Source organism: Vibrio sp. Vb0667, assembly GCF_033391095.1.
This window is the reverse complement of sequence record NZ_JAWPOL010000032.1, coordinates 1-26,424: the sequence shown is the minus strand read 5'-3', so window position 1 is coordinate 26,424 and position 26,424 is coordinate 1. Positions and strand designations below refer to the sequence as shown.

Below are 26,424 nucleotides of genomic sequence, written 5' to 3'. Positions count from 1 at the left end.
AACGACTACGCTTGTAGAATGCGCATGCAGTTGGTTGAGCCAACAACATCCATTACATCGCCTTGAGTAATAATGACTAAATCACCTTTGTGCAAGAACCCTTGCTCTTTAAGGCTAGTAATCGCTGCTTGAGCCGTTGGTAAACCCGCATCACTTTTTGACTCGAAATATACAGGTGTCACGCCTCGGTATAATGCTGCTCGATTTAGTGTCGATTCATTCCGTGATAAGGCAAATATTGGCAAGCCAGAGCTTAAGCGAGACATCATCAACGCAGTCCTGCCGGACTCAGTTAACGAGATCATCGCTTTAATTCCTTCCATGTGATTCGCAGAGTACATGGTTGCCATTGCGATGGTTTCTTCAGCGGTTTCGAAGGTTCTATCTAAGCGATAGGTTGATAGACTTGCCTCCGACATTTTTTCTGCCCCCACACATACTTCGGCCATGGATTTGACCGTTTCTACAGGATATTTACCTGCAGCGGTCTCTCCAGAAAGCATCACCGCGTCAGTGCCGTCTAGAACCGCATTGGCCACATCCATCACTTCAGCACGCGTTGGCATTGGGCTAGTAATCATGGACTCCATCATTTGTGTCGCAGTAATCACGATACGGTTTAAACTGCGTGCGCGGCGAATCAGTTTTTTCTGGACACCTATGAGCTCAGGGTCACCGATTTCTACACCAAGGTCACCACGTGCAACCATCACCACATCGGATGCGAGAATAATGTCGTCAATAGACTCATTGGTCGCGACGGTTTCTGCTCGTTCGACTTTAGCCACTAACATGGCTTCAAGGCCTGCATCTCTGGCTAAGCGTCGAGCGTAATGCATGTCTTCGCCGTTACGCGGGAATGAAATAGCAAGGTAGTCTACTTGAATTGCTGCGGCGGTAAGAATGTCGGCTTTATCTTTCTCTGTGAGCGCATCGGCTGACAATCCGCCGCCTTTTTTGTTGATCCCTTTATTGTTGGACAGTGGACCACCGACAATCACACGGGTATGAACTTTATTACCCTCTACTTTGGTAACTTGCAGCTGAACGCGTCCATCATCGAGTAATAAAATGTCATTTGGTGAAACATCTTGCGGTAGTTCTTTATAATCTAACCCTACAGATTCTTGATTGCCTTCACCTTTTGGTAAATCACTATCTAATGTGAATTTATCGCCCACATTCAAAATGACTTGGCCGTCTTTAAACGTTGATACACGGATTTTAGGGCCTTGTAAGTCACCAAGAATTGCAACCTGACGCCCAAGTCTTGCTGCAATGGTACGGACTTTGTTCGCACGTTGAATGTGGTCTTCACTGGTTCCATGTGAAAAATTCATACGGACAACGTTTGCACCGGCTTTGATGATCTCCTCAAGTATATTGTCCTTATCCGTTGAAGGACCCAGCGTAGTGACAATTTTTGTTCGTCTTAATTTGGAAGTCATAGATTCTCCGATGAATGTGTGTGTACAGGTAACTTGAACTCTATCCTTACTTTACGCAATCGCTCTCAAGGTTAGCCTCGCTTAGCCCACACCTTAAAGCTACTTGAATATAAGTATATGCACAGAATGTTTACATTAAGAGTAACCCCGGTAAAACAGACAGATATTCGACAGGCAATGGCCTTATTGATAAAAATACGCTGCTTTAAAGGCATTACTTCATAATTTAGTGAATAAAAATAAGTTATTTTTCAAACAATTTAACAGGAGTAGATTCTTCGTTATTTGATTGAATACACAAACAAACAGGTTTATACGTGATGCTTGTCACGGGGATTTATTAATTCACTTCACAATTAGTTCGCAAAGTAAAAAAATTGTCCCGTTATAGAATTTCGGAGTGCAAGATGTACATGGCTCAACCGGGCCATATTGATCATATCAAACAGGTCAATGCTGGTCGTGTATATAAACTAATTGACCTAAAAGGTCCTATTTCTCGAATTGATTTGTCCAAGCAGAGTGAGCTTGCTCCTGCTAGTATCACCAAAATCACTCGAGAATTAATTGAAGCGCACTTGATTCATGAAACGACAGTACAAGAAGCGACGAGTCGTGGTCGACCTGCTGTCGGTTTGCAGGTCAATAATGAAGGCTGGCAATTTTTGTCAATGCGTTTGGGGCGGGGTTATTTAACCATTGCTTTGCATGAGTTAGGCGGTGATGTACTAATCGATACTAAAATCGAGATACACGAGCTTGATCAAGACGATGTGCTTGAGCGCCTGCTTTACGAAATTGATGAATTCTTTCAGACTTACGCGGATCAACTTGATCGTGTTACCAGTATTGCCCTTACGCTGCCTGGTCTCGTGAACTCAGAGCAAGGTGTCGTTTTGCAGATGCCTCATTACAATGTCGAAAATCTTGCTCTTGGACCAGAGATATACAAAGCAACAGGCTTGCCAGTTTTCATTGCCAATGACACGCGAGCTTGGGCATTAGCAGAAAAGCTTTTTGGTCATTCTCAAGATAATGACAACTCCGTTCTTATCTCTATCCACCACGGTTTAGGTGCGGGCATCATTCTGGATGGGCGCGTTTTGCAAGGCCGTCACGGTAACATTGGTGAACTCGGGCATATTCAAATTGACCCAAATGGAAAACGTTGTCATTGCGGCAATATTGGCTGTTTGGAAACCGTTGCCAGTTCTCAGGCAATTCGTGAAGAAGTCGTAAGACGAATCGCTGATGGCGAAGACTCTATTCTTGCTAAACAAGAGGAAATGAGTATTGAGAGCATTTGTGAAGCCGCTGCAAACGGTGATCCTTTGGCCGTCGATGTGATTGAAAAACTTGGAGGCTACTTAGGCTCTGCAATTGCTATTGTGATCAACTTATTTAACCCTGAGAAAATCTTGATCGGTGGTGTGATTAACCAAGCAAAAGATGTGCTTTATCCTGCGGTTCGTCGCTGTATCGAAGAGCAGAGTTTACCTGTTTATCACCAAGATCTTGAGCTGGTGGAGTCTCGTTTCTATAAGCAAGCCACAATGCCTGGTGCCGCGTTGATTAAGCAGGCGTTGTACGATGGTCAACTATTGATGAAGGTTGTGGAAGGTTAAGTACTTTTTAACATGATGATGTGCCTGGCTGTTGAGACTGCATTTGTAGGTGATTTAGGGTGAGACTTAACGGCTCACCCTTTTTGATCGCCTATTACTAGAAAGGGAATTTGAGTTATGCTGCATTGCTATATCTGCGCCATTCATGTAATTTCCTAAAAAGCTCAAGTAAATAAACAAAATGGCTTTCAATGTGCTGCGTGACTTTGCGTCTGATGCAAAGAGAAGTAATACGCTAAAACTGTTGTACTTTAAAGCTGTGCTCGAAAAGCCAAATATTTTAAGGTTATTTGGTTATATAACCTTGCTGTGTCTGTACTGATTTCGAGTAAAATAAGAATTATCCATAATTTAGGTAGTAGTATGTCCGGAGTGTTAAATACGGTTGACCAGCGTACAAACTTGGTTGGTGAAAATCGACTAGAGCTTCTGCTGTTCACTTTAAATAGTCGCCAATTGTTTGCGATTAATGTGTTCAAAGTGAAAGAGGTCATCAAGCTGCCACCGTTAACCAAGCTTCCTGGCTCACACTACAACATTCGTGGGGTCGCTTCTTTACGAGGTGAAGCAGTGCCAGTGATTGATTTGCGTGGCGCGATAGGTTTCCCAGCTTTGCGTGGTGAAGCGGAAGAAGAAAATTTGATCGTGACAGAGTACAACCGCACGGTGCAGGGCTTCTTAGTCGGTCCGGTTAAAAACATTATTAATACGGCATGGACTGAAATTCAGCCGCCTCCTTCCACGTCTGGTCGCTCGAATTACCTCACGGCTATCACGCAAATTAAAGAGGGGGATGCCTCTCAAATTGTCGAAATTATTGACGTTGAAAAAGTTTTAGCAGAGATCGTACATTACGACGTGACTATCTCGGAGGATATTCTCGATCAAGAATTGGCCCAAGCAATGGTCGGGCGTAATGTTCTGATTGTGGATGATTCCTCTACAGCTCGTAATCAAGTTCGCGATACGCTTTCTCAATTAGGTATGAATATCATCGAGTGTCGTGACGGGCTAGAAGCGTTAACGGTTTTAAAACGTTGGTGTGATGAAGGTAAAGATGTAGAAAAAGAGCTGTTGATGATGATTACGGATGCTGAAATGCCTGAAATGGACGGTTATAAACTGACCCATGAAGTGCGCCAAGATCCACGTATGTCTAAGTTGTTTATCACATTGAACACTTCTCTGAGCGGTAGTTTTAATGAAGCCATGGTACAAAAAGTAGGCTGTGATCGCTTTATATCTAAATTCCAACCGGATCTGCTGGTTGAAGTTGCTCAAGACCGATTACGCCAGATGCTTTCTAAAAGTGCATGATTAGATCTAGTGAAATCAGAGGGAGCGCACCTCTCTCTGATTTTTAACATCTCTCTCCTTAATTCCTCTGTACTAATGGAAATCCCGAGATTTACTTTGTAGATTGTTCAAGTAGTGCGTGCAATCAATCAACTTACCAGCAATGACGTGCGTGACTTCTCCCTCTCTTTCAAGAATGCCTTTCACCATTAATACTTTAGCGCCTAAATACGCTTGCTTTTGGGCTCGTGCTGTAGCTTGCCAAACGACCACATTAATGTTGCCCGTGTCATCTTCTAACGTAAAAAATGTCACGCCAGCGGCGGTGCCTGGAGATTGTCTTCCTGTTACCACACCTACCACTGTGACCAGTGACTTATGCGGTTTCTCTGTCAGTTGCCTCATGCGGGTAAAGTGAGGGAGTTTGCCCGTTTCTTCTAATAATTTAATTGGATGGCGGCTAAGAGATAGTCCCGTGCTTGCGTAATCCTCAATTAAATTTTCATATTCAGAGGGTTGAGTCTGGTAGCTAACATTGGGTTCTTCGACCTTGTGAAACAATGGTAGGTCAGATAAGGAATCCATTGCTGCCCAGCGAGCGTTATAACGATTTCCCGATAAGGCTTGAAATGCATTGGCTGAAGCCAATAATTCAATGTCACTTCGGCTTCTTAATATCTGCTTTACTTCTTGAATCGATCGGTAACCATTAAGTGGTTTGCGCTCAATAAGCCTTTGTGCGCTTTCTGCGTTAAAGCCTTTCACCAAGCGAAAACCAAGTTGCACGCCGAGCCTGCCATTCGGACGTGAGACGAGATGATGTTGATATTTTGAATGATTGACGCACACCGGCAATACTTCGACGCCATGTCGGCGAGCATCTTGTACTAATTGCGATGGGCTATAAAATCCCATTGGTTGGCTGTTCAACAATGCAGTGTAAAATTCGGCTGGGTAATAATATTTTAACCATGCAGAACAATATGCCAGCACTGCGAAAGACGCTGAATGACTTTCAGGGAAGCCGTACTCACCAAAGCCGCAAATCTGATCGAAAATGCGCTCAGCAAACGCTAAGTCATAACCTCTCTCTTGCATACCATTGATCAGTTTTGGTCTGAATTTAGCGAGATCGCCATTCTTTTTCCATGATGCCATCGCTCGACGGAGTTGATCGGCCTCGCCGCCGCTAAACCCTGCGGCTACCATGGCTAGCTTGATGACTTGCTCTTGGAAAATAGGGACGCCCATAGTCCGCTCAAGAACGCTTTTTACTTCTTCCGATGGATAACTGACAGGCTCTTTGTGATCTCGTCGTTTTAAAAAAGGATGCACCATATCACCCTGAATAGGGCCTGGACGAACAATTGCAATTTGAATCACTAAGTCGTAATAACAAGCAGGCTTTAGGCGAGGAAGCATGCTCATTTGTGCACGAGATTCTATTTGGAATACGCCTATCGTGTCAGCTTTTTGGATCATGCGATACACGTGTGGATCATCTTGTCGGCGAGTGATTTCGGAAATAGAGAGGGATCGCTGGTGATGTTTCTCGACCAGCTGAAAGCACTTTTTGATGGCGTTTAACATGCCGAGTGCGAGCACATCGACTTTTAGTAGCTTCAAGCTTTCTAAATCGTCTTTATCCCATTGAATGATAGTGCGATCTTCCATCGAGGCATTTTCAACAGGTACCAACTCATATAAAGGGCCAGATGAAATTACAAAGCCACCTACGTGCTGAGATAAATGGCGTGGGAAGCCAATGATCTCGTTGACCAATTGGATAAACTGCTGCCCTTTGAGAGATTCTGGTTGTAAGCCAAGTTCAATAATTTGAGCTTGCCAGCCTTGGCTGCGATCTCGGCGATTAACATTCTTAATGAAAAAATCTAATTGGGTCTCTTCAATCCCTAGTGCTTTACCGACTTCACGCACGGCACTTTTAAAGCGATAGCTGATCACTGTTGCAGCAAGTGCTGCACGCTCACGGCCATATTTTTTGTAAATATACTGGATAACTTCTTCACGGCGCTCGTGTTCAAAGTCCACATCAATATCCGGCGGTTCCTTACGTTCTTTACTGATAAATCGTTCGAATAAGACAGCGATTTGTCGAGGATCGACGGCGGTAATTTCCAGGCAATAACACACCACAGAGTTTGCAGCGGAACCTCGCCCTTGGTAAAGAATGCCTTGCTGTTTCGCGAACATTACGATGTCGTGAATAGTAAGGAAGTAGTAGTGGTATTTCAGCTCTTGAATAAGCGCCAGTTCATTCTCGATGGTTTGATTGACTTCTGCTGGCACGCCTTCAGGAAAACGCAGCCTTTTACCACGTTCGACCAACATACGTAAGTAAGAGTCGGGTGTATAACCATCTGGGATCAGCTCGGTAGGATATTCGTATTTTAAATCGGAGAGCTTAAACTCGCATAAATCGGCGATGTAAGTACTTTCTTCCAGCCATTCTGGTTTGTAAATCCGAATCAACTTTTTAAAAGGACGAAGCGCTCGCTCAGTATTCGAAATACGGCCAAAACCGAGTTTATCGACGCTACACCCATGCTTTATAGCAGTAAGTACATGCTGTAATGGCAAGCGTTCAACATCATGCATGAGAACGCCTCCGCAGGCAGTTATAGGTAATTGAAATTCATGTGCTAACTGCTCGCAGTGCGCAATGTACTCAGTATCGTTGTTACTCAAATGGCGCTGAATCGCTACCCACAAACGATTAGCGTGGTGTTGATTGAGCCAGCGCCCCCAATAGTGATCACTCTCTTGATGTGTGGGCAGCCACAATACCAAACAATGTCGAACCGACATCAAATCCCATTCGAACAGTTGATAGTTGCCTTTTTCACTACGTCTTCTTGCGTTTGTGATGATACGACACAACTCGGCATAAGCCTTGCGACAAGGGCAAAGCAGTACGATTTGGCATTCATCATTTAACCAAAACATACTTCCAACGATTTGTTTGATATCGAGTTTATGTTGTTCGATGGTCGCATGGGCTTTGACAACGCCCGCGACTGAACATTCATCCGTTATAGCTAGAGCTTGATAGCGATAGAAAGCAGCTTGGAGTACCAGCTCTTCTGCATGAGAAGCTCCAGTCAAAAAAGAGAAGTTAGACTGACAAAATAGTTCCGCGTAACTCATAATGACCCAACAAAAATAACTGTCGATTTAACAAAAATAGCCATGAAGAAACCAGTGCTTGTGCTGATCGCGAAATATCCATAACCAGCGGCCTTGCTTGGTGTGTGCAATGTAGTAATCACGCATGATCTCATCACCATCCCACCACCCAGAAACTATTCGCTCAGGTCCGTGGACCAAAGAAACTTGTTCTTGCAATACAATGGGAGTGGGTAATTGCATTGCGGGGCGTAGTATGGAGGGTATGGCGTGCCCCTTTTTATCTGGAGCATCAGCAGGGCGATACTGACTGGCCTTTTCTGGTCTAGGATCGCAAGCAATATTGGGTTTTAAAACGGCACTTTTCCCCAATTTAGCTTGCAGTAAAGAGAGCAGCTCTAAAGCATTCATGTTTCCTTTCTGCCCAGCAAAGAGATCGCGTGATGCACTAAGAGGCTCACCTTGACGGATGACTTTTAACGTTAGCCCTGTGACTGGGCCATTAAGCGAGAGTGACTCTAAGCTCAAACTCGCTAACTGTTGCCAACGCTGACATAGGTAATCACCTTGCGCAGAAGTGAGTTGAAGGTGTTGCTCTTGTTTCTCACGCTGGTGGAGTGTTAAACACAGTTCAAAAGCGACCTTATCTCTTAATTTAAGAAAGGTTTCGAGTTGACGAAGTAATTTGGCCAACGGTTTTTCAATCCACTGAACGTTTTCGATCTCAAACAACAGCTCTAAATAAACTTGGAAGGATTCGGTAGGGTGATAAAGGTCGACAGGGTGTTTAAACTGCCCAGTCAGTCGACCAACGTAGTTCACCAAATCGATATCAAAGCGTCGTGCGATGTCTTGCAATGGCAGTTCAAGCAGGTTTTGCAATGTGGTGACGCCTACACGTTGTAACTTCTCTACTGTAGCGCTTGATAAATCTGCCAGTGTTAACGGTAATGGTGATAGGACTTTTTGTATGGCAGATTTGTCTTCACTGATGACGTTCGCTCCTGATATTGCCATCAATTTGGCAGCAAAAGGCGAAAAACCACATCCGAATTGAAAACTCAGTTTCAGCTCCGATAAGTGAGCTCTGACTTTATTCCAATAGTTTTCAAGCCCTTCATACAGAGCGAGCATTGGAGTAGCACGCAGTAAAATACCTTGGTTTGGCATCAACACAACGTCAGATGTGATCAAATACAGCCATTGAGCAATTTCTTGTAACTTGCTCCATTCGGTGTGCGGATGATAAGGATGCACTTGTAAATCTCGACACAAGGACGCAGCACTGCCTAGGCCCATACCTGGTTTAATGCCTTGTTGTTCGGCAATCTCGTTGTATTGAATAATCTGGCAACGTTGGCTTTCGACAATCACCACGGGTTGTTCTTGGTTATCACCAAAGAGTGCGTCTAGCTGCAGGCGAGGGAAGTGCAAGTAAATCCACAGAGCCATATCACTAACCTTGGTTCGCCAGTGGGAAATTGACCACAGTCGAGTGCACAGTTTCAGATGATGGTTTCACCAGTTGCGGATAATGGTGTTGGAAGCCGATACTAACGCTACCTCTATTCCAGCCTCCTTTCCTTTTCAGCACTTCAACATGAATCCCTTGCTCGTCGCCTTTCAGTTTTAAACTGAGTGACACAGGCAAAGACAAGCGGTTGATAGTATCTGTTTTAAGCATAAAGAGAGGGCAAGTACCTTGTTCACTCGCTACCTGTAAGCGTTTCACTTGGTGTATTTCAAGCTCTTCTTGCCATAACAAAACATTACTGCATACCCCACTTTTCAGACATTGCTCTGCAGCCCAAAGAGCATCTTTGGGGTGAGTTGGAGTAACAACCCACACTTGGTTTATATCCAACCCGATGTAGTGTAAAAACAGAGAATTCACTAGCGCAGGTGGTTGAATAAATGCGGTCATACCATTGGTCTGAGTGGCTTTTAAATAGGGAGCGAGCAAACGCAATTCACCAATACTACCAATAGATTCCATCTCCACTACGCCATGAGGTGGAAAGCCTCCGCCGAGCAAATCATCTAATTCAGAAAAACCGGAACTAGTCTGCAACTGCTGAGGATCTGCTTTCGTTAAATTTGCTTGCCAAACAAGGTGTTGGCTTTTTAAGTTCTGAATAATATCTTGCATAATAAATACCTGTATATATGTACAGTATATTTCTGTGGGAGAAAGTCGCAAGATTTTTATGAAGAGAGAAATGAAAAAAGGCAGCGTTTGCTGCCTTTTCAATCGATTATGTGAGGTAACCTGAATGAGTTATTTACGCTTCGGTTGAGCGTCGATGCACTGACCGTTCACATCGGTAACCGCAGGATCCATTAAGTGCAAATATAGCGGCATGATATCCAGTGGCGTTTTGAGAGTATTCGCATCTTCACCCGGATATGCTTTTTCACGCATGCGAGTACGAGTGGCACCAGGGTTAATTGCGTTAACGCGGATCGGTGTATCACTCAGCTCGTCAGCTAAAACTTGCATCATGCCTTCTACGGCAAATTTAGAGATAGCGTATGGCCCCCAGAATGCGCGGCCAGAGTGGCCGACAGTTGAAGAGGTAAAGATAATACGCCCAGCTTCTGATTTACGCATCACAGGCAGTAATGCTTGAGTCATTAGCACTTCGGCTTTCACGTTGATCTGCATGATATCGTCGAAGTCTTCCTCTTTGATTTGATCAAATGGACACAGCGAACTCAAGACACCTGCGTTGTGTAATAGACCATCCAAGCGACCAAACTGTCCTTCGATTGTCTCTGCCATATCAATGTAATTCTGCTGAGTTGCACCCTTGAGATCCAATGGAATGATAGCAGCTTGTGGATAGCCAGCAGCTTCAATCTCATCATAGATAGATTCAAGGTTTTGCACATTTCTACCCAAGAGAATAACAGTTGCACCGTGCTCGGCATAAGAAAGCGCGGCTTGACGGCCGATGCCATTACCAGCGCCAGTAACAAGAATGACTTTACCTTTTAGAGCATCAGCTGAAACGGAGTAGTTCACGGCGATAAATCCTTATTATTGTAAGAGGGTCCATGATAGTTAATTGACGCTAAAAAACGCCTGTTTCTCAATGGAAAATCTTGGTAATCGTGACAAGATGGTTACAATACACCAATTCATGTGTTATACCAATTCCAGAACTTTCGTTAGGTATGCTATCAATCAGAACAAGTGGTTACAAACCGCGCTGCCTTCTCGCTGATGTTTCTGCGTAACATACTAACGTCATCTGAAATGAGATAAAGGAGCTCTCGTTGGAATTTTTATTAGATTATGGTCTGTTTCTGGCCAAAATTATCACGGTGGTTGCTGCGATAATTGTTCTGCTCATTATTGCAAAATCGGCTGGTGGCAAATCGGGTGCGGCGAAAGGGGAGTTAGAGATTACCAACCTTTCAGAGCAACACAAACAATCTGTTGAGCAGTTAGAGCATCATTTGCATGACGATGCTTTCATCAAGGCTCGAGATAAAGCCGTCAAGAAAGAAGAAAAAGAGAAGAACAAATCTCGCGAGAAAGAAATCAAACAAGCGAGCAAAGACGGTTCATTAGATAGCAAGCGTGAACCACACCTATTTGTTCTTGATTTCAACGGTAGCATAGACGCAAAAGAAGTCGCGTCTCTACGTGAAGAAATCACCGCTATTTTGGCTGTCGCACGTGAAGGTGATGAAGTGTTACTTCGCTTAGAGTCTGGCGGTGGTATGGTTCATGGTTACGGCCTTGCCTCTTCTCAACTGGACCGAATCAAAGCTGCGGGTCTTCCTCTGACCATCTCTGTTGACAAAGTTGCGGCAAGTGGTGGTTACATGATGGCATGTGTAGCAGATAAGATTGTTTCTGCACCATTTGCAATTGTGGGGTCTATTGGCGTTATCGCACAAATTCCTAACTTCAACAAACTGTTGAAGAAACATGACATTGAGTACGAACAACTAACAGCGGGTGAATATAAACGCACGCTAACGATGTTCGGTGAGAATACCGATAAAGCGCGCGATAAGTTTAAGCAAGAACTTGAAGAAACACATGTCTTGTTTAAAGACTTCATCCGTGAGCGTCGTCCTAGTTTGGACCTAGACAAAGTAGCCACTGGTGAGCACTGGTTCGGTACACAAGCGAAAGAGCTTGGTTTGGTGGATGACATTAGTACATCTGATGATATCGTTGTTGCGGCATGCAAAGATAAAACCGTACTTTCTGTGCATTATGTGCAGAAGAAAAAGCTGGCAGACAAGCTAGCAGGTGTCGCGGGCAAAGTTGCTGACAGTGTGATCTTAAAGTTAGCTGAGCGTGGTCAAAAACCGATTGTTTAATCGAGCTTAAGTTCATGACATTTAAAACGGCGAGGGCAGAAGCTCTCGCCGTTTTTGTTGAACTTTATGTTTATTGATGAATCCAATTACGCATTAGGTGTAATGCTTTACACGACATTTTTCCTCGCTCCAAAGACTGATTACCCGTATAATGTGCGCCTCGAAAACCGAGCAAATTGCTGAAAAGAAACTATTGGTGGAGAAGAACATGTCCTCTCAAACTCCGGTTGTAACCGTAGATGGACCTAGTGGTGCAGGTAAAGGCACTTTATGTATGTTGCTGGCGAAAAAGTTGGGTTTCCAACTCTTAGATTCTGGCGCAATTTATCGTGTACTTGCACTCGCTGCGATTCACCACGGTGTCGACACCGAGTCAGAAGATGCTCTTGTCCCACTAGCAACCCACCTAGACGTTCAATTTATCGCGGAAGGTGACTTAGTTAAGGTCATTCTAGAAGGCGAAGACGTGTCAGGGGAGCTTCGCAAAGAAGAAACAGGCATGGCAGCATCTAAAGTTGCGGCTTTGCCACGTGTTCGTGAAGCATTACTACGTCGTCAGCGTGCATTTGAGACCGCTCCGGGTCTGGTTGCTGATGGTCGTGATATGGGCACAATTGTATTCCCGAGTGCGCAAGCAAAAATCTTCCTTGATGCGAGTGCTGAAGAGCGTGCAAATCGACGCCTTAAACAGTTGCAAGAGAAAGGGTTAGATGTTAGATTTGCTGACCTTTTAAGCGAGATCCAAGAGCGTGACGACCGAGATCGTAACCGCCCAGTGGCGCCATTACGCCCTGCTGAGGATGCGCTTGTGCTAGATTCTACGTCGATGACTATCGACGAAGTAGTAGAAAAGGCACTACAATATATCGAATCGAAGCTAGCTGAGTAATAATACTCGACTAGGCTAAGAGCGTTGGTCGCAAGGATGATGACTGGCGAATTTAATAACCCCATGCGGTAGGATACCCGTGGAAGTTTAATTTATTGAAGATTAATTAAATGACTGAATCTTTTGCTCAACTCTTTGAAGAGTTTCTAAACGAAACAGAATTCCAACAAGGCAGCATCGTTAAAGGTACTGTAGTAGCTATCGAGAACGGTTTCGTTCTTGTTGACGCTGGTCTTAAGTCTGAATCTGCTATCCCTGCTGAACAGTTCAAGAACGCTGCTGGCGAACTTGAAGTTGAAGTTGGCGCTGAAGTAGACGTAGCTCTAGACGCTGTTGAAGATGGTTTCGGTGAAACTCAACTTTCTCGTGAGAAAGCTAAGCGTCACGAAGCTTGGATCGTACTTGAGAAAGCTTACGAAGAAGCTGAAACTGTTGTTGGTATCATCAACGGTAAAGTTAAAGGCGGTTTCACTGTTGAACTAAACGGTATCCGTGCTTTCCTTCCTGGCTCTCTAGTAGACGTACGTCCAATCCGCGACACTGCTCACCTAGAAAACAAAGAGCTAGAGTTCAAAGTTATCAAACTTGACCAAAAACGTAACAACGTAGTTGTTTCACGTCGTGCAGTTATCGAATCAGAGAACAGCGTTGAGCGTGACGAGCTTCTAGAAACTCTACAAGAAGGTTCTGAAGTTAAAGGTATCGTTAAGAACCTTACTGACTACGGTGCGTTCGTTGACCTAGGTGGCGTTGACGGTCTTCTACATATCACTGATATGGCTTGGAAGCGCGTTAAGCACCCATCTGAAATCGTTAACGTTGGTGACGAGATCCAAGTTAAAGTTCTTAAGTTCGACCGTGAGCGTACTCGCGTATCACTAGGTCTTAAGCAACTAGGCGAAGATCCATGGGTAGCAATCGCTAAGCGTTACCCAGAAGGTCACAAACTAACTGGTCGCGTAACTAACCTAACTGACTACGGCTGCTTCGTTGAAATCGAAGAAGGCGTTGAAGGTCTAGTTCACGTTTCAGAAATGGATTGGACTAACAAGAACATCCACCCTTCTAAAGTTGTTAATGTTGGCGACGAAGTTGAGGTTATGGTTCTTGAAATCGACGAAGAACGTCGTCGTATCTCTCTAGGTCTGAAACAGTGTAAAGCTAACCCATGGCAGTCATTCGCTGAAGCACAAGCTAAAGGCGACAAAGTTACTGGTAAGATCAAGTCTATCACTGACTTCGGTATCTTCATCGGTCTAGAAGGCGGCATCGATGGTCTAGTTCACCTATCTGACATTTCTTGGAATGTTGCTGGCGAAGAAGCTGTACGTGAGTACAAGAAAGGCGACGAGATCTCTGCAGTTGTTCTAGCAGTAGACGCTGAGCGTGAGCGCATCTCTCTAGGCATCAAGCAAATGGAAAATGACCCATTCAATGCTTACGTTGCTGACAACAAGAAAGGTGTTCTAGTTAACGCTACTGTAACTGCTGTTGACGCTAAAGGCGCTACTGTTGAAATCGCAGAAGGCGTTGAAGGTTACATCCGTGCTTCTGAAGTATCACGCGATCGCGTAGAAGATGCTTCTCTAATCCTAAGCGCTGGTGATGTTGTTGAAGCGAAGTTCACAGGTGTAGACCGTAAGAACCGCGTAATCAACCTATCTATCAAAGCTAAAGACGAAGCTGACGAGCAAGAAGCAATGGCATCTATCAACAAGCAAGATGACAATGCATTCGGTAACGCAATGGCTGACGCTTTCAAAGCTGCTAAAGGCGAATAATATACTCGCTTAAGCAAAAAAGGAGCCGCAAGGCTCCTTTTTTATATTTGGTCATATTTAAGTAGTAATACTAATGACAGTAAACTATCTTAATAAAAGGCATTTCTTCATTGCGCATTTTGCATAAAATTTGTCTAGAATTGTCAGCAAGTGTTTGTTGGAATTAGTATTACTTACTATAATAAGTGATAAAGATACTCAAAGAGGGCAACTATGACTAAGTCTGAACTGATTGAAAGACTCTGCGCTGAGCAAACACACTTATCAGCGAAAGAGGTAGAGGATGCTGTAAAAGATATTTTAGAGCACATGGCCTCTACACTAGAGAGCGGTGACCGTATCGAGATCCGTGGCTTTGGTAGTTTTTCTCTTCATTACCGCGAGCCTCGCGTAGGTCGTAACCCTAAAACGGGCGATAAAGTGGAATTGGAAGGTAAATACGTTCCACATTTCAAACCTGGTAAAGAACTTCGTGAGCGTGTAAATATTGGTTAATGCACTCTTATTAGTTTGAAAAAAGCGGCATACGTTTGTGTATGCCGCTTTTTTGTAATGTATCCAAGTTAGTCATACATCCAAGATCGTTTACTAATCTAATTGTGGATTCAGCTGTTTTCTATACCCAAATAACTTTAACTTCTAAGCATGTCTACAAACTAAGCATCTTGAGGTTACTTGGGTATAGATTATTGCTAATATACGTAGTCTGAAGAAGCATTTTCCTGCATAATCTTACCGACTTACTCCTAGAAGGGTGATGTAACATGAAAATTATAAAAATCGTTGCTGTTTTAGCTCTCTTTTTAATTGCATTGGCGTTAGGTTCCCAAAACCAAGAGCTCGTGACTTTTAACTATCTTCTAGCAAAAGGAGAGTTCCACTTATCTACGCTATTAGGTGTAGTATTTGTGGTTGGCTTTGCTTTAGCGTGGGTTATCTTTGGTAGCATCCAACTGAAAACTCAGCTACAGGTCCGTCGTTTAAAGAAAAAACTGAAAAAGTACGAACCAACTGAATCAAACAACGCTGCTGATAAGCCAGCCATTGAAAAACAGGCATAAGGATAAGGCTTAACTTTAATGCTTGAACTACTCTTCTTGTTGTTGCCTATAGCTGCTGCGTATGGCTGGTATATGGGGCATCGCAGCGCTCAGCAAGACAAGCAGAAGCAATCTCATCAAATCTCTCGTCAGTATATGACGGGTCTTAATCTGCTGCTCTCTGACCAATCAGATAAGGCTGTCGATCACTTTATTGAATTGCTCCAAGTTGATAACGAGACCATCGATACTCACCTTGCGTTGGGTAACCTGTTCCGGTCTCGTGGTGAAGTCGACCGCGCAATCAGAATTCACCAAAATCTTATTTCTCGTTCAGGCTTAACACTGGACCAAAAGAACCTCGCCCTTCAACAGTTAGCGAAAGACTACATGGTCTCAGGTTTTCTTGATCGTGCAGAGAAAATCTTCGAACAGTTAGTCGAAGAGCCAGATTACAAAGAGGCGGCTCTTCAACAATTAGTGACCATTTATCAGCAAACACGAGAATGGGAAAAGGCGATTTATTACGCGAACCAATTGGCTAAGTTAGGTAATAAACGCTCAAGGATGCGTGCAAATATTGCCCATTTTTGGTGTGAAATAGCCATGCTCGACCAAGCTGATGGGAATACTAATAAGGCGATACAGCATTTTAAAAAAGCGTTAGCGGAAGACCCGAAGTGTGTTCGAGCAAGTATTGCTTTGGGACGAATTTATCTAGAGTCTGAAGACTATAAGCACACCATCAAATATCTGACAGGGGTACTTGAGCAAGATAAAGACTTTATCAGTGATGTCTTGCCAACTATTGCAGAATGCTATCATCATCTGGGCCAGGAAGATGAACTTGTCGAGTTTCTGCGAGCTTGTATTGATAAGAAAGCAGGCGTATCAGCCGAGTTGATGTTGGCTCAATTAGTTGCTCATCACGAGAACGTTGGGGCTGCTCAAGAGTTACTGACGAAACAATTGCTGAAAAACCCAACCATGAAGGGCTTCTACCGTTTAATTGACTACCACATTGCAGAAGCAGAAGATGGTCGAGCGAAAGACAGCCTATCAACACTACAAGCGATGGTGGGTGAACAGTTAAAAGTGAAACCACATTACCGATGCCGGAAGTGTGGATTTTCTACCCATTCCCTTTATTGGCATTGTCCGTCCTGTAAAGGATGGGGGACGATCAAGCCAATCCGCGGATTGGATGGTGAATAATTCTTAATGCAGCTGGCAGAGTTTCTGTCCGCTGCATTTTTTTAACTTTTTATTTAATAAGAACCAAAACAGTTAGGAGATGAAATGATCGACCAAAAAGTTATTGTCGCACTGGATTATGATAACCAAGCAGATGCACTTGCGTTTGTAGATAGAATTGATCCTGCGTCATGCCGACTAAAAGTTGGCAAGGAGATGTTTACGCTATTTGGTCCTGATTTTGTACGTGAACTCCATAAACGTGGTTTCTCGGTATTCCTAGATTTAAAATTTCACGATATTCCAAACACCTGTTCGAAAGCAGTTCGCGCTGCGGCTGAAATGGGTGTATGGATGGTGAACGTACACGCGAGCGGTGGTGAGCGTATGATGACGGCATCACGTGAAATTCTTGAGCCATATGGTAAAGATCGTCCACTTCTTATCGGTGTAACGGTACTAACCAGTATGGAACAAAGTGATTTAGCTGGTATTGGTTTGAATGTTGCGCCTCAGGAGCAAGTGATTCGTCTAGCAACCTTGACCAAAAACGCAGGCTTAGATGGTGTGGTATGTTCAGCGCAAGAGTCCTCATTACTGAAGAGCGAACTAGGCCAAGAATTTAAGTTAGTGACCCCTGGTATTCGACCTGCTGGCTCAGAACAAGGTGACCAACGCCGTATCATGACGCCAGTAGACGCTATCCAATCAGGTTCAGATTATCTTGTGATTGGTCGCCCTATCACTCAAGCGTCAAATCCTGCAGAAGTGCTGAAGTCGATCAATGAGAGCTTATCTAACATGTAAGCACTGTCTCGATTGTATGGAGAAAAGTGAGGCTAAGATGCCTCACTTTTTACATCGAATGAAAATACTGATCGCGGTAAACAACCATTCCTTTTAACCAGCTATGTCTGATCATTTACTCGCTTTAACTGGTATATCGGGGCCAATTGAGATAAAGGTTCTGCGGTTTATTCTGAGTAAAGTAGGGCTTGGTACTATGCCGATCACACTTTTGTAACATAACTCACTGTGATGCCTCGAAAATGCAACCATGTGTTATTGATGGCTTGCGTTACAAATGTCTAAAGAATACTATGGCGAAGATGCATTCACTGCGTTGTAAGGTCTAGGATGACCTAGTGAAACTCTTTGAAATTAATATAGAAGCTGGCAGGACGTCACTTCATATTACGTTCCTATTATTTCCTATCTGCGTATTTTAAATCGCAGCTTTCTGTGAGCTTTCACACGCTGTCTTCCTTGTTACGACCTTAGTGCGCAAACACAACAAGGAAGAAACATGACTAAAAAACTGCCATTTTCAGTACTAGCAACACTGACCGCTGCCAGTTTTCAACTGAGTGCGGCAGAATTGCCAGCTGATATCGAATGGATTTCAAACAACAACGAACCTCTATTTGCCTCTGAAGAGGCGGTACGAGGTGGCACCTATCGCACTTACATTCAGAGCTTTCCGCAAACATTACGAAGTGTTGGTCCAGATGCGAACTCAGGTTTGCGCCAATACTTAATGGATGGTTCACCAAAACTGGCTCAGCGTCATCCAAATACTGGCAAATGGATCCCTCAACTTGCTAAGTCATGGGCATTTGGAGAAGACAACAAAACCGTATTCTTTAAACTCGACGAAACGGCCGAGTGGTCAGATGGTGAAAAAATTACAGCAGATGATTACGTCTTTATGATGAAGTACTACACGTCAAAAGACATTATCGATCCGTGGTATAACGACTTCTTCACAAACAGTATTGTGAGTGTTGAAAAAATTGATGACTACACGATCAAAGTCAATCTTGCTGTAGCTCAAAGTCATGACTCACTTATGGTTATGATTAACATGCCAAGTAATGGTTTTCAGCCTCGTCCTGAACACTTCTTTGAAGGAGAAAAGGACGCAAATAACGATGGCATGCCTGATAACTTCGTCAGAAAGTTTAACTTTAAATCTGAGCCAACCGCAGCGCCTTACTACATTGATCAAGTGAAGAAAGGTAAGAGCGTGACATTCAAACATGTCGGTGAAGATTGGTGGGGATACAACAACCGCTACTATAAAAACCGTTATAACGTTGAAAAGGTTCGCATTAAGGTAATTCGCGATCCTGATATTGCCATGAAGCACTTTGAGAAAGGCAACTTAGACTACTTTGAGATGGTGCTACCAAGCTTTTGGCATGACAAAACCAATAGTGATGTGTACAAAAAAGGCTATATCCAAAAGTACTGGGGCTTTAACGAAGCACCGCAAGGAGCTGGTGGTCTTTGGATGAACACAGCGATGCCGATGTTGGATAACCTAGAAGTGCGTAAAGGTGTTATGGCAGCCACTGACTATGACGGCATGATTGAAAACATCATGCGTGGAGATTATTCACGTAAACCGCATGGACTCGGCTTTGGTCATGGCGAATACGATGATCCTAACAATACACCGCCAAAGTTTGATGCTGATGCGGCGGTTAAACACTTCGAAAAAGCGGGCTTTGACAAAGTGGGCGCAGATGGTATTCGTGTTAACGACAAGGGTCAACGCTTGAGCTTTGCTATCACCTATGGATACAACTCTTGGACACCGCGTATTGCATACCTGAAAGAGCAAGCGAAACTTGCTGGTCTTGAGTTCACGTTAAACTTGGTGGATGGCTCATCTGCGTTTAAATACATTCTTGAGAAAAAGCATCAGCTAGCGTTTTTGAATATGGGCTCTGGTGAGATCCCTGCGTATTGGGAATACCTACACTCGGATAATGCAAATCGACCACAAACGAATGCTCACACCAACTACAGCAGCCCTGAGCTAGACAAGTTAATTGAAGCGTATGATTCTGAGTTTGATCAGGAGAAGCGTTACGACTTGTCGCATCAAATCCAAAACTATGTCAGCAAAGCGAACATCATCGTTCCTGGCTACATGGTGCCTTATTCTCGAGTTGCTCATTGGCGCTGGGTTAAAATTCCTAAAAACGGCATGACAAAAGCGACAGAATGGGTGCTTCATCCAATGGATATCGGTAATTTCTGGATTGATAACCAAGTAAAAGAAGAGACAGAGGAAGCGATGGACGAGGGTAAAACCTTCCCAGAATTAACGGTAATTGATGATCGTTACAAATTGTAAATCAGTAGTTTAGATAGAAAATGATAGCCCCGGTAATGAATTTTATCGGGGCTTTCTTTTTTTACTTAATAAGGTAAGACACTTCTAAAAGGTAGGTTTTTGCATCACCAAGCAAAGAGAACGCTTTATCGATGGTTTTAAATCGATCATCAAGCGAGTCGCTTGATATCAGCTGGCTGAATGTTTGCAACGAGAAAGCTTCGTTTGCTTTGAAGAACTGATGTACGTTTTCAAGCTGCACTTTATGAATATGCTCCACCTTATTTAGGGCGGTGGTTAAATCGGAAATGTTAATCGACATTGCTATTCGGGAACCTTATCAACAAGACCTATATGAGGTCATAGAGTGGGGTTTTATATTTTGTGACAGAGAGTAGCACCGAAGAGCAATTTATAGTCTGATGAAGATCAATTTGCCTTATTTAAGCATCTGTAACGTGGCACTAGACGTGTACCTAGAGTTGGTACAAGTTACAACGCTTGAATATAGGCTAGGGTTCAACCTAATCAAAAGTAAAAGCCAAGTCCGACTAAAAGCCCTTGAGAAGCCGTATCATATTCAAATACCTCTTCATTTTTGTAATCGACCCAGGTCGACTTGTAAGCTAAGTTGAGATCAGACCATTCGTTAAAGCTATAACGAACACCAGTTTGAATGGCATAAGTGAAGTGAGTATCGTTGCCAAGTCCGGCGTCGATGCTGGCATGAAATCGCCAGTTTTCGCTCAATTCATCAATGAGTCGCAAGCCAACTAAAAAATCGACCCAATCTTCTTGTAATGACAGTCTATCTTCTAGTACCCGGTTGTCATTACGATACAGCTTGCCGGTGATGTCATTGTCCCACCAACGTAATCCAAACATATAATCCAGTTTACCAAATGAATATTGTTCGCGTTGGAATGCCTTTGCTTCTAGAACACCTTGCCGTATTTCGATGTCCGCACGATAACGAGCGTTAGGCAGAGCGCCCTTGATATTATTAACATCACCACTTAAGTTCATGAAACTATAATCTATGTAGTAGCCCCACTTACTTTGGTAAATACTCTCGAATCGCAACATCGCCCCAATATCGAGGTGGTCTACGATGAACTTAGGATCGACATCCACCTCTGATGAAAAGCGACCAATACTGGTATCCCCGTGGATATTCAGTCCTAGCATGTACACTTCTATGCTATTTCGCCAACGAGATTCTTGTGTCTCGGCTGAGAGCGCTACTGATGTAGGTAATACAAGAATGAGTGAGGAGAGTGATAGCAGGTTACATGGTTTCATCCAATTTCCTTTTCGGCTTTTCGTCAGCTTTCAGCTTAGTAGAAGTCGCTACACTCTGCATAAAAAAGGGAAGCAACTTGCTTCCCTGTAATTAACATTGACTTAGAGTTGTTTGGCAATGTCTGAGGTTAGGCTTTCTAAGCCTATGGATAAAGCGTTGACGAGCGCTTCATAGCCCTCATCTTGAAGCGGCTGTGAGATTTGTATTGGCGCGCTGTTTTCTACCTTACCTTCGGCATTAATGAGTAACCATTCCCCCTCAATTTCGATATTACCTTTGTAGCTGCCATTAAATTTATTTAACGTAAGCTGGAGTTTGGCTTCACCGCTTTGATCCAACAGATTATTCATTTCAGTCGGCCAGTAATGACTTTGCTTGTGACGTAGTTCCGCGACGACTCTCTGAGTGATTTGCTCAGAAATACTGTGCGCCCATTGATTGTGCTTCGCCTGAATAACTTGGGTCTCAGAGGTTCGATAAACAATGCCATTATCATTCAAATAACTCGCCAATGTCACTGGACGAACAACTAAAGTTGGGCGCTGAGCGATATCAGAAGAGCTCAGCGTCACTGGTTCCGCCTTAGGTAGAAGGTACATAGCTCCTTTAGTTTGCGGAGCGCTACTGCAACCCGTTAGACCGACAAATAGCGCGATAGACAGAAAGAATACTCGTTTCATTAGTTTTTGCCTTTAACTGGTATTGGGTCACTGATTTCATCTTCTCCAAACACGAGAGAGTTTGGCTTTTCGTTTAGCTGTTTAAGTACGGGTTTAAACTCTGTCATCACGCTTTCTAATTCTTTTAGCGTGGCTTCCATTTCGCTGTACATGGTTGAGTTGGGCCCATAACCATCGAGTGTTTTTTGTAATTGCTGTAAGCTTTGGCGAATATCTGTTGGGATCTCTTGCGTCTCTTTTTGATTCAAAAGTTTATCAATACTGTCCGCCACGCGTTCTGCTGAAGCTAACGTTTTTTCAGACGTTTTTAACGTTGAATTGAGAGAGTCTAGTGTTTCTTCCATTGGTAAGTTATTAATCTTATTTAGGAAGTCGTTCACTTGGCGCTGAACCTGCGCAAAACCACCACGCATGGTTGGGAAAACATCTAAATCAGCAAACTTACTCGGTACGTAAGGCTCGTCGTTTGGATAGAAGTCGGCGTCAACATACAGTGCGCCTGTTAATAAGTTACCTGTTTTTAAAGTACCACGTAGGCCTTTAGCAAACTCACTCTTCAATTTATCTTTTAACATTGGTAAAGATTGGGATTGGAAATCGCCATAAACACGGCCGAGCTCGATACGTACCAATACAGGGATTTTTTTCGCAGAAAAGTTCTCTTCTGGGGTTGGAAGTCGCATTGGTACACGCATCACAGTACCAATTCTCAAGCCTCGATATTCGACAGGTGCCTTACGTTTAAGTCCTCGTACCGATTCATCAAAAAGCATAACGAATTCAATATAATCATCGTACATGCCTTCTCGAAGTTGTTTAATATCATCGTACAAGCGGAAGTTGACCATATTTTCAGTGAGCTGTTCACCGGATTCAAGACCTGGAACGGTATCGAAGGTAACACCACCCGTTAGCATGCTCTCTAATGAGCCAAACTTGACTTCGAACCCTTCAGCATTGAGCTGTAAATCTACGCCAGAATTCAGCCAGAACTTGGTACGAGTGCGCACTAAGCTGTCATAAGGCTTGAAAATAAAGAGTTGGTATAACGCTTTGCGAGTGTCAACATCAAAGCTAGTTTTCTCTACACGACCAACCGTAAAGCCTTTATAAATGACGGGGTCACCAACGCCTAGCTTACCAGCCTCGCGGTGTGTTAACACAAGGCGTAACCCCTCTGCATCAGGAGAGGCCACTGGGGGAACATCTAAGACCGTAAAGCGCTCTTTCTCTATTTTAGATTTACCCGGCTGAAGTTGGATATAAGCGCCAGAGAGCAAGGTCTCTAAACCTGAAACGCCATCACGGCCAATACGAGGCTTCACCACCCAAAACATGGTGTCATCTCGCAGCATGCGTTCTGCATCCTTGTTCATTTGTGCCTTAGCGATGATGTGATCGTAATTTTCACTGAGAGTGACTTCAGTAATCAGTCCGACTTTTACATTCAATGCTCGGATTTCGGTTTTGCCAACCTCAATCCCATCTGCGGTTGGCAGTTGGAGAGTAATTTGTGGGCCTGTACTGTTGATATATTGGAACAGCATCCACGCTCCCATGGCTAGCGCAAGGATCGGGACAATCCATATCGCAGAAATCTGCTTTTGCGGTTTTATTTGAGCGGTTACGTTGTTCTCATCACTCATATTTGGCTTTCTCGTTTAAGTTGTCAGAAATCGGCTCCTGCACTTCGTTTTGTGGCAATTGCCACAACAAACGTGAGTCAAATATCATTGCAGAAAGCATAGTAAAAATGACCACTGCCGCGAAAGAGAGCGCAGCAGGACCTGGATAAATCGCCATTAAGTTTTGCAGCTGAACCAGTGCAACTAAGATCGCGACGACGAAGATATCGATCATGGACCAACGACCAATAAACTCAGTTATGCGGTAGATCTTTAAGCGTGAAATACTCTCTTCGTGCGGAAGATATCGCGCTTTTTGCGCATTGTAATACAGCCACGCGAGTGCCAGCATTTTCGCCATTGGAATAAATACGCTAGCAAAGAAAATTACCATCGCAATAGGGTAAGAACCTAAATGCCAAAGCAATATTACCCCCTCCATGATAGTTGAACCTTCTGCATGTCCAAGGCTTACGGTGTACATCATAGGGTAGAGGTTCGCAGGGATATAGAAAATGACTGAAGCAAACAAAAGCGCCCAAGCTTTTTGTAAATTGTCTGCGGGGTTGTATTTGTGAATAGGGCTTTTACAACGAATGCAGTGTTGGTGTTTTTTAGCTTCAATAGGGTTGAGCTGGTGACACGTATGACAACCAATATGGTTGTGGTTATGGTGCGTATCACCCTCTTTTACATCAGATAGCTCGATAGCTGGAATAAAGTGCCCCCAGAGCCAGCTTTTGTCGACCATTGATATGCATTTGACTACCAGAACGGTATATACACAAAACGCCCAGAATGAAGTGCCCATTCCTATGTCTGCGAGGGAAGCGATTTTAATTAAGCTGACCAACACGCCAATCAAAAAGACATCCACCATTAACCAGGGTTCGACTCGAAACAGAAGACGGCATAAAACTTTTGCCATTCGTTGCTGCTTTCTAGAGGGGGTATGTTTACGTGCTTTTAATGCTTCAAGGTGAAGAAAGAGAATGAGACCAACATAGATTGCAGGCAAAACGATAACTGTTGCGAGTAGCAGCACACCCAAAAGCACATTTTGAAACTCAGCCAGCATTTTGGCAGCGTGCAACAAGGTGATTTCTTGCGACAACCCTTGCACGCTGAACGACATAAAAGGGAAAGAAATGCTTAGCACTAACATGATCAAACATGCCGATGATATGGCGATCACGCTTTGGTAAGGCTTGGCATTCACTTTAGTCAGCGAATGCGAACATCGAGGACATTGTGCTTTTTGCCCCGGTTCGATATCGGGAATGCGAACAACAAGGCCGCACTCTTCGCATGAAATTAACTGACGGGAATTAGGTTGAATACTCATCGGGTAGGTTTTAGATTCATTTGCTTTAAGAATACTCTTTTTTCACTAGGCACGCTTGTTTTGATTCAGGAGTTTACGAGTTTCTTACTTTTGGCATTAGAGCATATGGGAAATCTAAGACATAAACGAAGTCACGTTTGGTACAAGATTTTACGGCGAAGATGAGTATGTTGGAAGTCGAAAATAATGTGATATTGCTTGTCTGTGGAGGGGGGTAATTACTTGTTTTTAAGGGTAAGTAACCCTGCCCAGATAATCTGAGCAGGGAAAAAGAGCATTTTATTTAAGGTGCTTAGTTGTACTTTACTTGACCGTTCCGCTCTTAAAGGCATTGGCCCCGACTTGCGTACCGTTGAGCGTTTTGCCGTAATAGCCTTGGTGCTGGTGATATTTCTCCGCGTTTGCGGTGACATTGCCTTTGAATCGAGGATCTTGTGGACGCTCATGGCTGTTGACGTATGCTGCGACATCCCAAGCTTCTTGCTCTGTCAGCTGCACACTTTTCCCAAGCGGCATGTTTTCGTAAATAAAATAGGCTGCAGTGTTAATCCGGTGCATACCTGCGCCCCAGTTATACGCATATTCGCCCCAAAGTGGTGGAATGTATGAATGGTCGTTGGTGTCTTTGATGCCTGAACCGTCGGCGCGATGGCAAGTTTCACAGTTCTTTTCGTAGACCAATGCGCCTCGCTCTATTGATGGTTCTTGCTCAGGGGCGGCGATTTTTGGGTAGCCACGCCCAGAGAGATTACCCCGCTTTTCAATTGGTAATGCTTGTGCGATGGCTTCGGGCAACGGGAAGTCTTTTGCTTTTCCACCAATTTGCAACGTTTTTGCGTCTAGTTCTGGAATGGGTTCATCCGCCATACCATGTTTGTCAAGCAAGCCGCCCATCGCTAACCAGTAGGCGTAAGCACTAAGGGCAACAATTTCTGTCGAATCGTAAGCGGGCGCTTTACCGTTCATGGAATACTCGAAACAACCTTGGATACGGTCAGCATAGCTGTTTACGCGATCGTTTTTCTTACGATATGCAGGGTATGCCATGTAAGCTGCCCACAGTGGCGCAGCGTTTGCTTTTCGTCCTGCCTCCATATGGCAGTTCACACAGTTTTGTTCGTTGCCAACGTATTTTCCGCGCATTTGTTGTGAGTTAACAAAGAGCGAGTAACCGCGTTTTACTTGCTCACCAAATGCGGTGTTTGGGATTGTGCTGAGATCACGCGATTTTAAGTATTCACCGTGCTTTTCTTTTTCTATCGCAGGTAGCTCTTTCTGGCGGTCCGGTAATGGATCGTTAGCTAGTACGAGCGTAGAAATGAAAGGCAGTGCGAACAAAGAATAGAAACGTTTCATGACTGCTCCTAGTAACGTAATGAGGCAAAGTAGTAAGCAAGATTTTCGATCTCTTTGTCAGTGAGATTTTTTGCGATGGTCCCCATCATATTGAGCGGGTCGCCACTGCGAGTGCCGTTTTTCCATGCCATCAATTGCGTTTTTAAGTAATCAGCATGTTGGCTTGCGAGGCGAGGGAACTTGTCGACGCCCATACCGCTGGCTCCATGACAAGTTGCGCAAGCTGGAAT

General features: G+C 43.9%; 22 protein-coding genes. 10 read left to right on the top strand and 12 right to left on the bottom strand.

The genetic code is table 11. The features are described from left to right. Positions 1-5 precede the first annotated feature (5 nt). Positions 6-1,448 carry a pyruvate kinase gene (gene pyk / locus R8269_RS20070; protein WP_005372972.1) on the bottom strand — a complete coding sequence of 481 codons (1,443 nt, stop codon included), beginning with the start codon at positions 1,446-1,448 and terminating at the stop codon, positions 6-8. A gap of 407 nt (positions 1,449-1,855) precedes the next feature. On the opposite strand from pyk, the gene R8269_RS20065 reads away from it, so the two are divergent. Beyond that, on the top strand, positions 1,856-3,073 hold the full coding sequence (locus R8269_RS20065; protein WP_005372973.1) for an ROK family protein: 1,218 nt from the start codon (positions 1,856-1,858) through the stop codon (positions 3,071-3,073). A 363-nt stretch (positions 3,074-3,436) separates the two neighbouring features. Further along, positions 3,437-4,390: a chemotaxis protein CheV gene (locus R8269_RS20060; RefSeq protein ID WP_005372976.1), complete on the top strand. Its 954-nt coding sequence runs from the start codon at positions 3,437-3,439 to the stop codon at positions 4,388-4,390. A 72-nt stretch (positions 4,391-4,462) separates the two neighbouring features. Here R8269_RS20060 and R8269_RS20055 read toward each other — a convergent pair whose 3' ends face one another. The 4 genes from R8269_RS20055 to R8269_RS20040 all read right to left on the bottom strand — a co-directional run bounded on the left by R8269_RS20055 (position 4,463) and on the right by R8269_RS20040 (position 10,541). Then, entirely contained in the window at positions 4,463-7,537 is a 3,075-nt protein-coding gene (locus R8269_RS20055; RefSeq protein WP_085569763.1) for an error-prone DNA polymerase, read from the bottom strand. Positions 7,538-7,564: 27 nt separating this feature from the next. Further along, complete coding sequence (locus tag R8269_RS20050) at positions 7,565-8,968, bottom strand: Y-family DNA polymerase (RefSeq protein ID WP_005372978.1); 1,404 nt, start codon at positions 8,966-8,968, stop codon at positions 7,565-7,567. Between the two features lie 4 nt (positions 8,969-8,972). Then, positions 8,973-9,665: a translesion DNA synthesis-associated protein ImuA gene (gene imuA / locus R8269_RS20045; protein ID WP_005372979.1), complete on the bottom strand. Its 693-nt coding sequence runs from the start codon at positions 9,663-9,665 to the stop codon at positions 8,973-8,975. A gap of 129 nt (positions 9,666-9,794) precedes the next feature. Then, complete coding sequence (locus R8269_RS20040) at positions 9,795-10,541, bottom strand: YciK family oxidoreductase (RefSeq protein WP_005372980.1); 747 nt, start codon at positions 10,539-10,541, stop codon at positions 9,795-9,797. A gap of 254 nt (positions 10,542-10,795) precedes the next feature. On the opposite strand from R8269_RS20040, the gene sohB reads away from it, so the two are divergent. From sohB to R8269_RS20000, 8 genes are all read left to right on the top strand, one after another. Further along, entirely contained in the window at positions 10,796-11,857 is a 1,062-nt protein-coding gene (sohB, locus tag R8269_RS20035) for a protease SohB (protein ID WP_005385819.1), read from the top strand. Between the two features lie 208 nt (positions 11,858-12,065). Next, on the top strand, positions 12,066-12,746 hold the full coding sequence (gene cmk, locus R8269_RS20030; protein WP_021033981.1) for a (d)CMP kinase: 681 nt from the start codon (positions 12,066-12,068) through the stop codon (positions 12,744-12,746). A 110-nt stretch (positions 12,747-12,856) separates the two neighbouring features. Beyond that, positions 12,857-14,527 carry a 30S ribosomal protein S1 gene (rpsA, locus tag R8269_RS20025; RefSeq protein WP_005385817.1) on the top strand — a complete coding sequence of 557 codons (1,671 nt, stop codon included), beginning with the start codon at positions 12,857-12,859 and terminating at the stop codon, positions 14,525-14,527. Positions 14,528-14,740: 213 nt separating this feature from the next. Then, entirely contained in the window at positions 14,741-15,022 is a 282-nt protein-coding gene (gene ihfB / locus R8269_RS20020; RefSeq protein WP_005385816.1) for an integration host factor subunit beta, read from the top strand. 269 nt (positions 15,023-15,291) lie between these two features. Beyond that, positions 15,292-15,588, top strand: a complete 297-nt coding sequence (locus R8269_RS20015; protein WP_005376663.1) for a LapA family protein — start codon at positions 15,292-15,294, stop codon at positions 15,586-15,588. 18 nt (positions 15,589-15,606) lie between these two features. Beyond that, positions 15,607-16,782: a lipopolysaccharide assembly protein LapB gene (gene lapB / locus R8269_RS20010; protein WP_005376665.1), complete on the top strand. Its 1,176-nt coding sequence runs from the start codon at positions 15,607-15,609 to the stop codon at positions 16,780-16,782. Positions 16,783-16,866: 84 nt separating this feature from the next. Next, a complete protein-coding gene (gene pyrF / locus R8269_RS20005) occupies positions 16,867-17,568 on the top strand; it encodes an orotidine-5'-phosphate decarboxylase (RefSeq protein WP_005376667.1) in 702 nt (233 codons plus the stop codon). Positions 17,569-18,067: 499 nt separating this feature from the next. After that, positions 18,068-19,906, top strand: coding sequence for an extracellular solute-binding protein (locus R8269_RS20000; RefSeq protein ID WP_017633867.1), 1,839 nt, complete (start codon positions 18,068-18,070; stop codon positions 19,904-19,906). A gap of 61 nt (positions 19,907-19,967) precedes the next feature. Here R8269_RS20000 and R8269_RS19995 read toward each other — a convergent pair whose 3' ends face one another. From R8269_RS19995 to R8269_RS19965, 7 genes are all read right to left on the bottom strand, one after another. After that, positions 19,968-20,207, bottom strand: a complete 240-nt coding sequence (locus R8269_RS19995) for a hypothetical protein (protein ID WP_005385812.1) — start codon at positions 20,205-20,207, stop codon at positions 19,968-19,970. 206 nt (positions 20,208-20,413) lie between these two features. After that, the gene (locus R8269_RS19990) at positions 20,414-21,187 is read right to left on the bottom strand and encodes a hypothetical protein (protein ID WP_031778929.1); all 774 of its coding nucleotides are present in this window, start codon (positions 21,185-21,187) and stop codon (positions 20,414-20,416) included. Between the two features lie 102 nt (positions 21,188-21,289). Continuing rightward, a complete protein-coding gene (locus R8269_RS19985; RefSeq protein ID WP_017821657.1) occupies positions 21,290-21,868 on the bottom strand; it encodes a membrane integrity-associated transporter subunit PqiC in 579 nt (192 codons plus the stop codon). Next, on the bottom strand, positions 21,868-23,514 hold the full coding sequence (gene pqiB / locus R8269_RS19980; RefSeq protein ID WP_017821656.1) for an intermembrane transport protein PqiB: 1,647 nt from the start codon (positions 23,512-23,514) through the stop codon (positions 21,868-21,870). The genes R8269_RS19985 and pqiB overlap by 1 nt, the downstream gene beginning before the upstream one ends. Continuing rightward, entirely contained in the window at positions 23,507-24,838 is a 1,332-nt protein-coding gene (locus R8269_RS19975) for a paraquat-inducible protein A (protein ID WP_215810316.1), read from the bottom strand. Before R8269_RS19975 ends, pqiB begins: the two co-directional genes overlap by 8 nt. 303 nt (positions 24,839-25,141) lie before the next feature. Continuing rightward, positions 25,142-26,194 carry a c-type cytochrome gene (locus R8269_RS19970; protein ID WP_151515001.1) on the bottom strand — a complete coding sequence of 351 codons (1,053 nt, stop codon included), beginning with the start codon at positions 26,192-26,194 and terminating at the stop codon, positions 25,142-25,144. Between the two features lie 8 nt (positions 26,195-26,202). Further along, the coding region (locus R8269_RS19965; RefSeq protein WP_318222646.1) for a c-type cytochrome at positions 26,203-26,424 on the bottom strand (222 nt) is incomplete at its 5' end.

What these genes read in the sequence shown, in the direction of transcription:
- pyk (WP_005372972.1), bottom strand. Translation starts at nt 1,448, where the DNA reads ATGACTTCCAAATTAAGACGAACAAAAATTGTCACTACGCTGGGTCCT.
- R8269_RS20065 (WP_005372973.1), top strand. Translation starts at nt 1,856, where the DNA reads ATGTACATGGCTCAACCGGGCCATATTGATCATATCAAACAGGTCAAT.
- R8269_RS20060 (WP_005372976.1), top strand. Translation starts at nt 3,437, where the DNA reads ATGTCCGGAGTGTTAAATACGGTTGACCAGCGTACAAACTTGGTTGGT.
- R8269_RS20055 (WP_085569763.1), bottom strand. Translation starts at nt 7,537, where the DNA reads ATGAGTTACGCGGAACTATTTTGTCAGTCTAACTTCTCTTTTTTGACT.
- R8269_RS20050 (WP_005372978.1), bottom strand. Translation starts at nt 8,968, where the DNA reads ATGGCTCTGTGGATTTACTTGCACTTCCCTCGCCTGCAGCTAGACGCA.
- imuA (WP_005372979.1), bottom strand. Translation starts at nt 9,665, where the DNA reads ATGCAAGATATTATTCAGAACTTAAAAAGCCAACACCTTGTTTGGCAA.
- cmk (WP_021033981.1), top strand. Translation starts at nt 12,066, where the DNA reads ATGTCCTCTCAAACTCCGGTTGTAACCGTAGATGGACCTAGTGGTGCA.
- rpsA (WP_005385817.1), top strand. Translation starts at nt 12,857, where the DNA reads ATGACTGAATCTTTTGCTCAACTCTTTGAAGAGTTTCTAAACGAAACA.
- ihfB (WP_005385816.1), top strand. Translation starts at nt 14,741, where the DNA reads ATGACTAAGTCTGAACTGATTGAAAGACTCTGCGCTGAGCAAACACAC.
- R8269_RS20015 (WP_005376663.1), top strand. Translation starts at nt 15,292, where the DNA reads ATGAAAATTATAAAAATCGTTGCTGTTTTAGCTCTCTTTTTAATTGCA.
- lapB (WP_005376665.1), top strand. Translation starts at nt 15,607, where the DNA reads ATGCTTGAACTACTCTTCTTGTTGTTGCCTATAGCTGCTGCGTATGGC.
- pyrF (WP_005376667.1), top strand. Translation starts at nt 16,867, where the DNA reads ATGATCGACCAAAAAGTTATTGTCGCACTGGATTATGATAACCAAGCA.
- R8269_RS20000 (WP_017633867.1), top strand. Translation starts at nt 18,068, where the DNA reads ATGACTAAAAAACTGCCATTTTCAGTACTAGCAACACTGACCGCTGCC.
- R8269_RS19995 (WP_005385812.1), bottom strand. Translation starts at nt 20,207, where the DNA reads ATGTCGATTAACATTTCCGATTTAACCACCGCCCTAAATAAGGTGGAG.
- R8269_RS19990 (WP_031778929.1), bottom strand. Translation starts at nt 21,187, where the DNA reads ATGAAACCATGTAACCTGCTATCACTCTCCTCACTCATTCTTGTATTA.
- R8269_RS19985 (WP_017821657.1), bottom strand. Translation starts at nt 21,868, where the DNA reads ATGAAACGAGTATTCTTTCTGTCTATCGCGCTATTTGTCGGTCTAACG.
- pqiB (WP_017821656.1), bottom strand. Translation starts at nt 23,514, where the DNA reads ATGAGTGATGAGAACAACGTAACCGCTCAAATAAAACCGCAAAAGCAG.
- R8269_RS19975 (WP_215810316.1), bottom strand. Translation starts at nt 24,838, where the DNA reads ATGAGTATTCAACCTAATTCCCGTCAGTTAATTTCATGCGAAGAGTGC.
- R8269_RS19970 (WP_151515001.1), bottom strand. Translation starts at nt 26,194, where the DNA reads ATGAAACGTTTCTATTCTTTGTTCGCACTGCCTTTCATTTCTACGCTC.